Annotated in this window: 11 protein-coding genes; 8 read left to right on the top strand and 3 right to left on the bottom strand. The window is 43.9% G+C overall.

The window, feature by feature from the left end; translation table 11 throughout:
- Together AABK37_RS00690 and AABK37_RS00695 are read right to left on the bottom strand one after the other, a co-directional pair.
- Nucleotides 1–340, bottom strand: a 340-nt coding sequence (locus AABK37_RS00690) for a pentapeptide repeat-containing protein (RefSeq protein ID WP_432549698.1), incomplete at its 3' end; no start/stop codon positions are given.
- Nucleotides 341–690: 350 nt separating this feature from the next.
- Nucleotides 691–1653, bottom strand: a complete 963-nt coding sequence (locus AABK37_RS00695) for an SGNH/GDSL hydrolase family protein (RefSeq protein WP_432549699.1) — start codon at nucleotides 1651–1653, stop codon at nucleotides 691–693.
- A 510-nt stretch (nucleotides 1654–2163) separates the two neighbouring features.
- Here AABK37_RS00695 and AABK37_RS00700 point away from each other — a divergent pair.
- The 6 genes from AABK37_RS00700 (at nucleotide 2164) to AABK37_RS00725 (ending at nucleotide 10815) form a co-directional block, all read left to right on the top strand.
- Nucleotides 2164–2304, top strand: a complete 141-nt coding sequence (locus AABK37_RS00700) for a hypothetical protein (RefSeq protein WP_039752672.1) — start codon at nucleotides 2164–2166, stop codon at nucleotides 2302–2304.
- Between the two features lie 455 nt (nucleotides 2305–2759).
- Entirely contained in the window at nucleotides 2760–5651 is a 2892-nt protein-coding gene (locus AABK37_RS00705) for a glycerol-3-phosphate acyltransferase (protein WP_432549700.1), read from the top strand.
- Between the two features lie 555 nt (nucleotides 5652–6206).
- Nucleotides 6207–7574 carry a CmpA/NrtA family ABC transporter substrate-binding protein gene (locus tag AABK37_RS00710; RefSeq protein WP_432549701.1) on the top strand — a complete coding sequence of 456 codons (1368 nt, stop codon included), beginning with the start codon at nucleotides 6207–6209 and terminating at the stop codon, nucleotides 7572–7574.
- A gap of 152 nt (nucleotides 7575–7726) precedes the next feature.
- Nucleotides 7727–8566, top strand: coding sequence for a nitrate ABC transporter permease (gene ntrB, locus AABK37_RS00715; RefSeq protein ID WP_432549702.1), 840 nt, complete (start codon nucleotides 7727–7729; stop codon nucleotides 8564–8566).
- Nucleotides 8527–8670 carry a hypothetical protein gene (locus AABK37_RS00720; RefSeq protein WP_432549703.1) on the top strand — a complete coding sequence of 48 codons (144 nt, stop codon included), beginning with the start codon at nucleotides 8527–8529 and terminating at the stop codon, nucleotides 8668–8670. The genes ntrB and AABK37_RS00720 overlap by 40 nt, the downstream gene beginning before the upstream one ends.
- Nucleotides 8671–8811: 141 nt before the next feature.
- Nucleotides 8812–10815 (top strand): nitrate ABC transporter ATP-binding protein, encoded by a 2004-nt coding sequence (locus AABK37_RS00725; RefSeq protein ID WP_432549704.1) that lies wholly within the window; start codon nucleotides 8812–8814, stop codon nucleotides 10813–10815.
- Nucleotides 10816–11211: 396 nt separating this feature from the next.
- Here AABK37_RS00725 and AABK37_RS00730 read toward each other — a convergent pair whose 3' ends face one another.
- On the bottom strand, nucleotides 11212–11517 hold the full coding sequence (locus AABK37_RS00730) for a hypothetical protein (protein WP_432549705.1): 306 nt from the start codon (nucleotides 11515–11517) through the stop codon (nucleotides 11212–11214).
- On the opposite strand from AABK37_RS00730, the gene AABK37_RS00735 reads away from it, so the two are divergent.
- Nucleotides 11512–12369 (top strand): nitrate ABC transporter ATP-binding protein, encoded by an 858-nt coding sequence (locus tag AABK37_RS00735; RefSeq protein ID WP_432549706.1) that lies wholly within the window; start codon nucleotides 11512–11514, stop codon nucleotides 12367–12369. The two genes, AABK37_RS00730 and AABK37_RS00735, sit on opposite strands and share 6 nt — an antisense overlap.
- A gap of 304 nt (nucleotides 12370–12673) precedes the next feature.
- Nucleotides 12674–13864: a sulfate adenylyltransferase gene (sat, locus tag AABK37_RS00740; RefSeq protein ID WP_432549707.1), complete on the top strand. Its 1191-nt coding sequence runs from the start codon at nucleotides 12674–12676 to the stop codon at nucleotides 13862–13864.
- The last annotated feature ends 4 nt before the right edge of the window (nucleotides 13865–13868 follow it).

The raw sequence follows: 13868 nt of genomic DNA on the forward strand, positions 1-13868 counted from the left end.
AGTGGGGAAACTCCTTTAAGTAAGTTGGCTGGTTGAAGGAAGAATCCCACGGCTTTTTATGAAAACGAGCGAAGCGATGTTTTCGTAGCCGTGGGAGTGTCAACTCACTCAAATTTGCATCCTTTAAGTTGGCTCCATTTAGGTCTGCATCAGTTAAGTTTGACCGACTCAAATCGGCTCCACTTAAATCGGCTCGACTGAGGTCAGCTCCGCTCAAATCGGCTCCACCTAAATTTACACCTTTCAAATCCGCATCAGAAAGGTTTGCTTGATGCAAATTTGCTCCATTGAAATTCCGTTCTCCCGCTGCATATTGATTCAGGAGTTTGTTAGTATCCATGTTGTTTGCCTCGCCATGTCTACAGGTAATGAAATAACCCTCAAACCACACGAAGACATTTATTTAACAACCGCAATAGCACCTACCCTAGAAGGGTAGGGCTACACGTACAAAGCCTGCGTAGGCAGGCTTTAAAAGCCTTGAGTTTCTTTGAGTCCGCGTAGGCGGACTTCGTTCGTATAGCCCCAGGCTTCAGCCTGAGGTGCATTAGTGCAAGATGTAAGTAAAACTAATATTCTTATTTTGCTAGAGTTTCTCTGTTGTTGATCGTTTGCTTCATGGAAATATATATCAACAGTAGAGACGTTTGGATGGAACGTCTCTACAAACATATCGCCATTAAATCAAGCTTAATGTGGTGTACCATGTCCCAATAACTCAAGAAGCTTAAGCTCAATTTTCTCTCTCACTAACTGGTTGCCTTGTAAGTTAAGGTGAATGTGGTCTTGATAGATAGATTTTGGCTCTTTGATGGCGTTAAATGTCGGCAGATAATCTATATAAGTAATTTGCTGCGCTTCGGTAAAATCTTTGAGTCGTTGACGTGCGGTAATTTCATAATCGCGTGAACCTGGTTTACCAATTTCTCGCAGTAAGGGAGTCATCACCAAGAGAAATTCACAGTTATTTTCACGAGTCAGTGCTTGAATTTTGCTAATTGCTTCGAGATTAATCCCGACGCGATCGCCTTTCTCATTTTGCACTGCTTTCAATTCTGGAATTAACTTTTGTTTTCGTATTTGTCGCTCAAATACTTCCACCAACGCTAAAGCCGGTTTACTATCTGGATAGTTGCGATCGCGTCCTACTGGTAAAGATGTCGGAGCCGTAGCAAACAAATCATCGGTATTAATTAGTAACACTACCGCTTGAGCGTTGAAAGTTCCAAACTTTTGCAAATACGCTAATTCATTTCTCGGTCCCCAAGAGTTAGCTGAAGCATTCAGCACTTCGACTTCCTGATATTTACTTATATTTGCCGCTCTCAAAGAACGCATCATCAAGCTAGAAATTGTATTATCTTGGTCTGTCCACCAGCCACCATTGGCGATAGAATCGCCTAATAGCAGCACCCGCAGCGTTGAGGGTGAACAAGTTTTTTCTATTGGCGCACCTCGCATAGAATACTGATTAATTTCAATGCGATTACCAAAACGACGAGTACGCTGGTTTGGTGCTAACAAATAACCAATCTGCTGATCACCGATGTAAATTGGAGGATTGCCAAAACCAAAAAGCGATCGCAGTCCTACCTCTATCATCACAAACAGTGCGGCTAATACCATCAAAATTATTACAAGCGCAACTTTCACCTTTCAACGCCCTCAACGGTGACACAAAGTAATAAATTCTACCAAAAATTCTCAAAAACTAGTTGCAATATATACTTAACTACTTCAATCTTGCTTAGATTCCGCTTTAAGTGTATTTACGGTAAATCTGACTGATTGATATCAGTCAACAAGAAGGGTGTAGGGTGTAGGGGGTAGGGTTTAGGGGAGAAGACGGCTAGGGAAGGGGCGTATGATTCCCCGACCAATGCAATCGTCCTCGCCTGATCGGGGCGTATGTTTACCACTGGTCGTTGGGGCTATCTATGCACCCCACACCCCACACCCCACACCCCACACCCCGCCCCAACGGGGCTTGGTCACAAAATTGTCTCAGCCTTAATCTACGTCTAAAGGCATAGGTAATATTATTGATGTAAATTTTGCCCAGCTTTGCTGAAAATTAATTTAAGTTTAGTTGCACATGCAAATAGAAAGACTACAATCAAAGCGGGCAAATGAGCACGCTTATCAAAGGAGGCGCACATCGCTATGTCCGACTTAAACCGAGGAATCATGAAGTTTAAGGGCGCAGATTCTCCAAAAGCGGTAACTATCTCTACCGTGCTGCTTTTGGGGTCGATCGCTGCTCTAATTATTTGGGCGCTGCAAGCTGCCTATGCGATAAACTAAGGATATTAACAGCTGTTGAGGGACACTCGCAAGGAAAGTTTGCCAAATTTAAAATTCTGACCAATCTATCTTTGTCTTAAGTGTTTCTCACCAGCTACCTAAAACGCTCTGAAAATAATTTATAAAGATTTTATATTTTCGAGTTTAAATTTCACATATAAGAAGTTAAATCTGGCTATCGTGAAAACAGGGTGTGAAATGTATTCTAGATGCGATCGACACAGGAACGCAGTTAAGCTTAAACGCAGGCGTCTACCTATATTATTTTTAAATTACTTATAGTACTTGACTTCGGTTTCGACCACCAAGTATTTATATTTATTAATTTTTGTAACCCTTATCGGCAAAGGCATCCAAAATTTTAGATGCATCTGCCCTTGGTTTCTATATGAAAAAATCGCCTTTGTTGACGGCACAAAGAGCCAAGACTATAAATCTCAAACCCACAACGTACAATGCTTGAACTCTGGGGTGCCTTAATTATTTTAATTGTTTGCCCTCTCCTGGGGGCACTACCGCTAATTGACTGGATTACCCAAGCTTTAAATGGGCGGCAATTAGCACACGTAGGTACTGGTAATATTAGTGTTTCAGCCGCATTTTATCACGGTGGCAGACTAGTAGGAATTCTGGCGGTATTGTCAGAAGCGTTAAAGGGAATTGCCGCTGTCTTACTTGCCCGTGCTTTCTTTGGAGAGGGATCGGCTTGGGAATTGATTGCCCTGATTGCCTTAGTAGTAGGACGATACTGGGTAGCAAAAGGTGCAGGAACGACAAATGTTGCTTGGGGATTTGCGGTACATGATCCGCTGGTAGCTGGATTTGTGCTTTTTCTGGTAACTATTACCTTTAGTGTTGTTCGCAACAAAAAATTGGCAAAATACGGCGTTTTGGTATTGTTTCCTTTGCTTGTGACACTTTTCCACGCTCAGGATTTACCGAAAATCATCGCTGCTGTCGCTTTAGCGGTGTTACTTGGCTGGATTTATAAACGAATTCCGGATGACTTGAATTTACCAACCGAAAACGCGCAAAAAGATTCGCAAGCAGCTAATAAATTTTTGCGCGGTCAGACAAATATTGTTTCTTTAGATGACGATTTGGATGCTGCATTATTCGGACAAAAGGCAGCTACTTTATCTCAAGTTAAGCGCTGGGGTTATCCAGTGCCGAAAGGGTGGGTACTGGCACCTTCTGACGACGCAGAAGCATTAGTAGAAATTATGTATCCTTCAGAATTATCGCCTCTGGTGGTGCGTTCCTCGGCGATTGGGGAAGACTCAGAACAAGCTTCTGCTGCCGGACAGTATGAAACAATTTTAAATGTTACCAACAAACAAGAGTTGCGAGAAGCGATCGCCCTGACTCAAGCTTCTTACAATCAACCAACTGCGATGCAATATCGACGCGATCGCGGTTCCCAAGAAGCAGCAATGGCAGTGCTAGTTCAACAACAAGTCCAAAGTGTATATTCTGGGGTAGCTTTCAGCCGCGATCCGATTACTCGACAAGGAGAAGCGATCGTCATTGAAGCTTTACCAGGAAGTCCGACGCAAATCGTTTCCGGAAGAGTCACACCAGAACAATATCGCGCTTTTGTCGTCGAAACCGAAAATTTTAAGTTTGTGCAATTAGAAGGCACTGGACAAGTACCGCAAGCTTTACTTAAACAAGTTGCCTACTTATGCCGACATCTAGAAGAACGTTTTCACGGCATTCCCCAAGATATCGAGTGGAGTTACGACGGTCAAACACTTTGGATATTACAAGCACGACCTATCACCACTTTACTACCAATTTGGACTCGCAAAATCGCCGCCGAAGTAATTCCCGGATTGATTCGTCCTTTAACTTGGTCGATTAACCGTCCTTTAACTTGCGGCGTTTGGGGAGAACTTTTTACAATCGTTTTAGGCGATCGCGCTGATGGATTAGACTTTAAAGAAACCGCCACGCTTCATTATTCTAGAGCATATTTTAATGCATCCCTCTTAGGGCAGATTTTCTTAAGAATGGGTTTACCGCCGGAAAGTCTGGAATTTTTAACCAGAGGTTCCAAGATGAGTAAACCGCCTTTGGATTCTACCTTGAAGAATCTACCCGGATTGGCGAAGTTGCTCAGACGCGAATTAAATTTAGAAAAAGACTTTAAGCGCGATTATCACAGAAGATTTGTGCCTGGTTTGTCGCAGTTGACGCAAGAATTTATCGATGACTTCGATCCGCCGAGACTGTTAAAGAGAATTGACTTTATCTTAGAATTGCTGCGAATTGCGACTTATTACAGTATTTTAGCTCCTTTGAGTGTAGCGCTGCGTCAAGGAATTTTTCGGGTAAAAGATGGCAAAATTGATAACAGCGTCACACCAGAAGTAGCAGCAATGCGCGAGTTGAGTGCATTAGCCGCAGATGCCAAACAGGTATTACCTGAAGTTGAACCACAGCAAGTATTTGAGCAATTAGCGCCAACCCCCGAAGGGCAGAAGATTTTAGAAAAATTTGACGAATTGCTTCAAGATTACGGCTATTTAAGTGAAGTCGGAACTGATATTGCCGTTCCCACCTGGAAGGAAGATCCCCAAGCGATAAAGCAGTTATTTGTGCAGTTGATGCAGGATAACCAACCGCTGATAGATAATTTAGAAGGAATTTATCGTCCGCGAAAACAAAAGAAAAAGCGAGGATTTGTACAGCAGCGCGTGGATCTCAAAGGACGAGTTACTGAGGTATACTCGCGCTTGTTAGGTGAGTTGCGCTGGTGTTTTTTGGCTTTAGAGAAGATTTGGTTAGAAGCCGGCTTGTTGAAAGAAAAAGGAGATATCTTTTTTCTGGAATTGAATGAAGTGCGGCAATTGATAGAGAATTGGGATGCTCGATTGATTAATCAGTTGCAAGAGTCAGTATTAGTTAGGCGATCGCAACTTACAGAAGACAGTCAATTAAATCAAGTACCTCTTTTAGTTTACGGCAATGCTCCCCCCGTGCCGCTAGCTCTTTCTAAGATAACCTCCGATCAAATATTACAAGGCATTCCCGCCAGTCACGGACAAGCCGAGGGAAGAGTCAAGGTGTTGCGGAATTTACAAGATATACCAGAGATTGACCGAGATACGATATTGGTAGTGCCTTATACCGATTCCGGCTGGGCACCGCTGTTAGTTAGAGCTGGTGGCTTAATTGCCGAAGCTGGTGGAAGATTATCTCACGGGGCGATCGTTGCTCGTGAATATGGTATACCAGCAGTGATGGATGTACGCGGTGCTACCTGGTTGCTGCAAGATGGTCAACGAGTCAGAATCGATGGCTATCGCGGTATTGTGGAATTATCTAATGATTTAAGACCGTAGTAAGCGATTTATCGCTTCCTCGTCTTCCTCGTTCCCAGTCTAAGATTGGGAACGAGTCTGATGCAAAGTTAAAAAACTTACTATATAAATTTACTCCACACCATTCATAAATAATTATCTATATATATTGATGAAAAACGAATAAAAAGAGCCTAAAAGCATTCACTCATAGTATCAAAGTAATAATTGTCATAAAGAAAAAGCTATATATTCAAGTTTTATCCGGCATTTGCGACTGAACTATAAGTTTTTACTTATAGTTCCAATATAATATTTATTTAATAATTACAGTTTAAAAGATATCAATTTGACATTAAAACCTGTAAACTGTTTTCAACAAGGTGAGCGATCCCCAAAGTTGACACCAAAGAGCAATAAATAAATTAACCACAGTTTCTCTTTAAGCAGTCAACGAGTCTTTTCTACTGGAAAAGGCGCATATCTGCTTATTAGTTATAGCTGAAAATTGCCATTGAAAATGCCAGAAACATTTCTTGTTTCTCTGCTTAATTTGTCGTACTTAAAAACAATAAAGTTCCCAGTTTTGGAGTGATTATGACAGAATTTTTTAATCAATTTTCTCGCCGCAAATTTATATTAACAGCCGGAGCCTCTGCGGGTGCTGTGTTCCTCAAAGGCTGTTTGGGAAATCCCCCGGCAAGCATTACAGGTAAAAGTGTACAGGCACAGCCAGCGGCTCAAACTGTTGCCAATTTAACTCCAGAACAAAAACCAGAAACGACTACAGTTAAGTTAGGATATATCCCAATTGTAGAAGCGGCTCCGTTAATTATTGCCAAAGAAAAAGGCTTTTTTGCCAAGTATGGCATGACCAATGTTAACCTTTCCAAACAAGCTTCTTGGGGTTCAGCGCGGGACAATATAGAAATTGGTTCTGCTGGTGGTGGAATTGATGGCGGACAATGGCAAATGCCAATGCCGCATTTAATTAGCGAAGGTTTAATTACCAAAGGCAATCAAAAAATTCCCATGTATGTGTTGTGTCAGTTGATTACGCATGGAAATGGAATTGCGATCGCCAACAAGCACCTAGGCAAAGGTATTAGTTTGCAACTTGCCGGCGCTAAGTCTTTATTTACGCAACTCAAATCCTCAACACCTTTCACCGCTGCATTTACCTTTCCCCATGTCAACCAAGATTTGTGGATTCGTTACTGGTTAGCTGCCGGCGGTTTAGATCCGGATGCCGATGTCAAATTGCTGACAGTACCAGCAGCGCAAACTGTCGCCAACATGAAGACGGGAACGATGGATGCCTTTAGTACCGGCGATCCTTGGCCCAATCGTCTTGTGAAAGACAAAATTGGCTACATGGCAGCATTAACCGCAGAGATTTGGAAGAATCACCCCGAAGAATACTTTGCTATGAAAGCTGACTGGGTTGACAAAAATCCCAAGGCAACCAAAGCAATTTTAAAAGGAATTATGGCGGCTCAACAATGGTTAGATAATTTTGATAACCGGAAAGAAGCGGCTCAAATTCTCGCTGGCAGAAATTATTTTAATCTTCCTGCGGAAGTTTTGATTGAACCATTCCAAGGTAAGTATGACATGGGTGATGGTCGCAAAATTGATGATAAATCTATGGCGGCTTATTACTGGAAAGATGGAAAAGGTAGTGTTTCTTATCCTTACAAGAGTCATGATTTGTGGTTTATTACTGAAAATGTTCGCTGGGGATTTTTGCCGAAAGAATACTTGACTAATGCTAAAGCATTAATCGATAAAGTCAACCGCGAAGATATTTGGAAAGAAGCTGCGAAAGAAGCTGGAATTGCTGCCGCTGATATTCCTACAAGTACTTCGCGTGGGGTGGAAGAATTTTTTGATGGTGTTAAGTTTGACCCTGAGAAGCCAGAAGAATATCTCAGAAGTTTGAAGATTAAGAAGGTTACTGTTTAGGTAAATAAGCTGTCAGACTAAAGTCTGCGGCTATACAAACGAAGTCCCTTCGGGTTCGCCAGTCGCCTGCGGAGGGAAACCCTCCCTTTCTCGCTGGACTCACTGCCTACGCAGACTAGAAGAAAGAAATAAATTTTAGGAGAATACAGACAATGACAATTGCTCAAAAACGTCCTGGTGGCGCTAGGTTAGATAATAGTTTTATTTCTCGGTTGAAGAAGCAGTTTCCTAATTTGATACCTCCGGCTGTTGCGATCGCTATCTTTTTAGTTCTTTGGCAATTATTTGCTATGATTCCTGGCGCAACTCTACCGGGTCCAATACAGGTGATTCAAGATACTTGGATATTGATATTTTGGCCCTTTTATGACAACGGTGGGATAGATAAGGGCTTGTTTTGGCAGATTTTAGCCAGTTTGAAAAGAGTTGCGATTAGCTATACTTTAGCGGCGATTGTTGGTATTGGCTTGGGCATTTTGATCGGTGTGAATCAAACAATGTCCAAAGCTTTAGATCCTCTGTTTCAGCTACTGCGGACTGTACCACCTTTGGCTTGGGTGCCGATTTCCTTAGCAGCTTTGCGACAAAACGAACCCGCTGCTTTATTCGTAATTTTCATCACCGCAATTTGGCCCATTTTAATTAACACCGCTGTCGGTGTAACTCAAATTCCCCAAGATTACAACAACGTCGCCAAAGTTCTGCAACTTAGCCGCAAAGAATATTTCACAAACATTCTGATTCCCGCAGCTTTACCTTACATTTTCACCGGATTGAGAATTGCGATCGGTTTGGCTTGGTTGGCGATTATTGCCGCCGAAATCGTTATGTCCGGTATTGTCGGGATTGGCTTTTTCATCTGGGATGCTTATCAAAATAACAACGTCAGTGAAGTTATTTTGGCTCTAGTTTACATCGGCGTTGTCGGTCTGCTGCTAGATAAACTCATGGCGTGGATTCAACACAAGATTTTACCAGCAGAACAGAAGTAAGACAGGGAGGACAAGGGGACAAGGGGACAAGGATGACAAGGAGACAGGAGACAAGGAGACAAGGAGACAAGGAGGACAAGGAGACAAGGAGACAAGGAGAATAATTCTTTCCCCCTGTCTCTCTCTCCCCATCCCCCCATCTCCCCCCTCTCCCTTGTCTCCCTCCTCTCCCTTGTCTCCCCCTCCCCCTTGTCTCCCCCCTCCTCCCCATTCCCCATTCCCCATTCCCCATTCCCCAAACTGCTATGTCTATCTTTGTTGCTGTTGACCAAATTGATAAAGTTTTTGAATTAACCGGCGGTGGTAAGTATATCGCCCTCAAAGGTATTAATCTGGAGATTAAAAAAGGAGAATTCGTTTCTTTAATTGGTCACTCCGGTTGCGGTAAATCGACTTTGTTAAATATGATTGCCGGTCTGGATTTGCCAAGTGAAGGTGTTGTGACTTTGGAAGGACAAAGAATCACCAAACCAGGTCCAGATAGAATGGTGGTGTTTCAAAATTATTCGCTGTTACCTTGGCGGACGGTGAGAGAAAATATTACTCTTGCTGTAGACTCAGTGATGAAGGGTATGCCGGCGGGTGAACGCAAAGCAATTGTCGAAAAACATATTGATATGGTGGGTTTGCGTCCCCATGCTGATAAACAACCGGGGATGTTATCTGGGGGACAAAAACAACGGGTAGCGATCGCTCGCGCTTTGGCGATTCGTCCTAAGTTACTATTGCTAGATGAGCCATTTGGTGCATTGGATGCACTCACACGCGGCAATTTGCAAGAACAATTGATGCAAATTTGTCAAGAAAATGAAGTTACTGCCGTGATGGTGACACACGATGTCGATGAGGCGGTGCTGTTATCTGACAGAATTGTGATGTTGACCAATGGACCGGAATCGAAAATTGGCGACATTTTAGAAGTCGATATTCCCAGACCCCGCAAGCGGATGGAAGTAGTCGAACATCCGAGTTACTACAGCTTGCGAAGTGAGATGATTTACTTCCTCAATCAGCAAAAACGCATCAAGAAAATTCGAGCGCGGAAAACTGCTAATATTGCTCGTCATGGCTTAGAAAAAGTTAACCTAGAAATTGGCTTTTTACCCCTTACTGCTTGCGCTCCTTTGGCGATCGCTAAAGAAAAAGGCTTCTTTGCCAAACATGGTTTAGATGAAGTTACCCTCGTGCGTGAAAGCAGCTGGCGCGGTATCGTTGATGGCATGACCGGCGGTTATTTAGATGCGGCGCAAATGCCCTCAGGAATGCCGATGTGGTTGACCTTAGGAGGACATAACAACCAACCTTTACCCGTAGTTACTGCCCTCACCATGACCCGCAACGGTAACGCCATCACCTTAGCGAGACGCTTTTATGAAGAAGGTGTGCAAAGCTTATCTGACTTCAAAAATTACCTGCTTCGCACCCGCGACTTACGCCACACAATGGGCGTAGTGCATCCGGCATCAATGCATAATTTGCTACTGCGCTATTGGTTAGCTGCGGGGGGAATCGACCCCGATTTAGACGTGGATATGAAGACTATCCCGCCAGCGCAGATGGTCGCCGACTTGAAAGCAGGCAGTATAGATGGTTACTGCGTGGGTGAACCTTGGAACTATCGCGCTGCGGTGGAAGAAGTTGGCTTTACGATCGCTACCGACTTAGAAGTTTGGTGGGGACATCCTGGTAAAGTTCTCGGTGTGCGCGAAGATTGGGCAGAAACTTACCCTAACACCCACATCGCCTTAACCAAAGCTTTGCTAGAAGCTTGTTATTACTGTGCAATTCCGGAAAATGCTCTAGAGATTCGGCAAATTTTAGCACGGCGGGAGTATGTCAGCAACGATATCGAGTACATTCAAATCGAAGATCCGAATTACGCCGCTTGTAGCTTAGATTATCCGCTGCGCGATTATGCCCATCATCAATTTTACTCTGATGATGCCATCAATCGTCCCAGTCGCACCGAGCAAATTTGGATTATGAGTCAATTAGCGCGTTGGGGTGATACTCCCTTTCCGAGAAATTGGGTGGAAGTTGTCGAAAGAGTCTGTCGAGTTCGCGTCTTCAGCACCGCAGCTCGCGAGTTAGGTTTAGATATTAGCTACACTCGTCAACCGATCCAACTGTTCGATGGAACTCCGTTTAATGCCGACGATCCGATCGCTTATCTTAACAGCTTGCAGATTAAACGTGATGTTTCTGTGGCTGAAGTAATTCTGGATACACCCACGAGGAGAGTAGCGTAAATGTACTTTTTTACAGAGTGTGCGCTCAACCGCCAGGTACTATAAGTTCCACAGCCTATAGCCTAAGTTTATTTCAACTACTTTCTTCTCGCTACAAAATTACCTATCTTCTTTCTCTTCTTCCTTTGTGTACTTCGTGTCTTCGCGGTTCGTTAAATAGGTATTTTTCGAGCGGGAAGGGAGTAACATCTTGCACCAATCCCAACAACCGCCTCAGAATAAATTCTGAGGCTAATAGTTAAAGTCGTCTAAAGACGACTGGGTAAAGGTTTTAGTCCCTTCCCGCTCAAAGAATACCTATTTAACGAACCGCGAAGACACGAAGGACACGAAGGAGGAAGGAAAAGAAGATAGGTAATTTTATAGCGGGAAGGGAGTAGTCCACAAAGCGTGGACTTAAGCTATGAGACTGGGGTTTATAACCCCAGGCGGTTGTTGGGACTCACTTAAAAGCTCAACGATGAGCTTCTGAACTCGAACGATGACCTTCTGAACCTCAACGATGACCTTCTGAACCTCAACGATGACCTTCTGAACCTCAACGATGACCTTCTGAACTCGAACGATGACCTTCTGAACCTCAACGATGACCTTCTGAACTCGAACGATGACCTTCTGAACCTCAACGATGACCTTCTGAACCTCAACGATGACCTTCTGAACCTCAACGATGACCTTTTTAACTTTTAAAACGCCATGCAAAACCGCACTTTAAGAACAACCAACATCGGACAACCATTAGATACTCAAACTAACAACCTCCGCAAGCCTTTTCTCGAAATTAAAGATGTTTCTAAAGTTTATCCGACAAAGAAAGGACCCTTCACCGTACTCGATGGTGTTAACCTGAATGTCGGACAGGGTGAGTTTATTTGCGTCATCGGTCACTCTGGCTGTGGCAAATCGACACTATTAAATATGGTATCCGGTTTTAACTTTCCCACTTCCGGAGAAGTGCTGCTAGAAGGACTACCGATTACCAAACCAGGTCCAGACAGGATGGTTGTCTTCCAAAATTATGCCTTGCTACCTTGGCGGACTGCTTTTGAAAATATATACTTGGCTGTTAACGCGGTTTCTCCCAACAAACCCGAAGCCGAAAAAAGAGCGATCGTCCGCGATCATTTAGCGATGGTGGGACTAGCTGACGCGATGGACAAAAAACCACCGCAAATGTCTGGGGGGATGAGACAGCGGGTTTCTATCGCTCGTGCTTTGGCGATTCGTCCGAAAGTGTTAATTTTAGATGAACCTTTTGGAGCGTTAGATGCTATCACCAAAGAAGAATTACAAGAAGAATTGCTGAAAATCTGGGGTGATAACCGCTGTACGGTGTTGATGATTACCCATGATATCGATGAAGCGCTCTTTTTAGCAGACAAATTGGTGATGATGACCAACGGACCTCATGCGAAAATTGGCGAAGTCTTGTCTATTCCTTTTGCGCGTCCACGCGATCGCTCTCGCATTATGGAAGATCCCCAATATTATCAACTGCGTAACTATGCTTTAGACTTTCTCTTTAACCGCTTTGCCCATGATGATGTAGGTTAACATCTTTCCCCCGAACGCGGAATGCACCAATACCCCTTACCCTGGAAGGGTAGGGCTATACGGACAAAGCCCACCTGCGTGGGCTGGGAAAAATGAAGAGTTTTATAGCCCACGAAGGTGGGCTTTGTATGTTGAGCCAGCGGCTTCCAGCCTGAGGGCGTATAATATGTTGAGTTAAATAATCAAAGTCCCCCACTCCCACCCTCCCCTCTCCCCTCCGGATAATCTTTTTTCTCTACGTACCAGCATTTTGATAAGTTAGTACATGAGTTAAAAATAATTACGTTGCAAAAAAGGGGTTACGTTGAGTTACCATCCAGATACCATTGCTCCCCACGGTGGACAGTTGGTGAATCGCATTGCTAGCGCAGAGCAAAGAGAGGAATTTCTCTCGAAAGCTGATGTTTTGCCGCAAGTGCAGCTTGATGAGCGAGCTGTTTCTGATTTAGAAATGATCGCGATCGGCGGTTTTAGTCCTCTGACGGGTTTTATGAATCAATCAGACTACGATCGCGTTGTCAGTCAAATGCGTCTCGCTAACGGTGTTGTGTGGTCAATTCCGATTACACTGTCGGTCAGCGAAGAAATTGCTTCAGGACTTACCGAAGGCAACTTGATTCGCTTGGATAACCCCAAAGGTGAGTTTATCGGGGTTTTGCAACTGACGCAAAAGTACCGCTACGACAAGAAGCTTGAAGCAATTAATGTCTACCGCACCGATGATATCAACCATCCGGGAGTGCAAGTACTGTACAACCAAGGTTCTGTAAATCTCGCCGGCGACATATGGTTATTACAACGCAAACCCCATCCCCAGTTTCCCACTTACCAAATCGATCCAGCCGAATCACGAGAGATGTTTAAAGTCAATGGCTGGAAAACAATTGTTGGTTTTCAAACTCGCAACCCGATCCACCGCGCTCATGAATATATCCAAAAGTGCGCTTTGGAAACAGTGGATGCTTTATTTTTGCATCCTTTGGTCGGAGCGACAAAAGATGATGACATTGCTGCTGATGTGCGGATGCGCTGTTATGAAATTTTGCTGGATCACTATTATCCCCGCGATCGCGTAATTTTAGCAATCAATCCCGCAGCGATGCGTTATGCAGGTCCGCGTGAAGCGATTTTTCATGCTTTAGTCCGCAAAAACTACGGTTGCACTCACTTTATCGTCGGACGGGATCATGCTGGCGTAGGTAACTACTACGGCACATACGATGCTCAACATATCTTTGATGAGTTCGATCCCAGCGAATTAGGGATTATACCGATGATGTTTGAACACGCTTTTTATTGTACCCGCACCAAGCAAATGGCGACGACGAAAACCAGTCCCAGCAAACCAGAAGAACGGATTCACTTGTCAGGAACAAAAGTACGCGAAATGCTGCGTCGAGGTGAATCACCTCCACCAGAATTTTCTCGTCCGGAAGTAGCAGCAGAATTGACACGGGCAATGCGCGTGGAAGATAGCTGGTATATGCACATATAGTAAA

Source organism: Tolypothrix sp. VBCCA 56010, assembly GCF_050875635.1.
Lineage (GTDB): Bacteria > Cyanobacteriota > Cyanobacteriia > Cyanobacteriales > Nostocaceae > Hassallia.

Bases quoted from the DNA above. Each gene is read 5' to 3' on its own strand.
- AABK37_RS00700 (WP_039752672.1), top strand. From the start codon at position 2,164: ATGTCCGACTTAAACCGAGGAATCATGAAGTTTAAGGGCGCAGATTCT.
- AABK37_RS00705 (WP_432549700.1), top strand. From the start codon at position 2,760: ATGCTTGAACTCTGGGGTGCCTTAATTATTTTAATTGTTTGCCCTCTC.
- AABK37_RS00710 (WP_432549701.1), top strand. From the start codon at position 6,207: ATGACAGAATTTTTTAATCAATTTTCTCGCCGCAAATTTATATTAACA.
- ntrB (WP_432549702.1), top strand. From the start codon at position 7,727: ATGACAATTGCTCAAAAACGTCCTGGTGGCGCTAGGTTAGATAATAGT.
- AABK37_RS00725 (WP_432549704.1), top strand. From the start codon at position 8,812: ATGTCTATCTTTGTTGCTGTTGACCAAATTGATAAAGTTTTTGAATTA.
- AABK37_RS00735 (WP_432549706.1), top strand. From the start codon at position 11,512: ATGCAAAACCGCACTTTAAGAACAACCAACATCGGACAACCATTAGAT.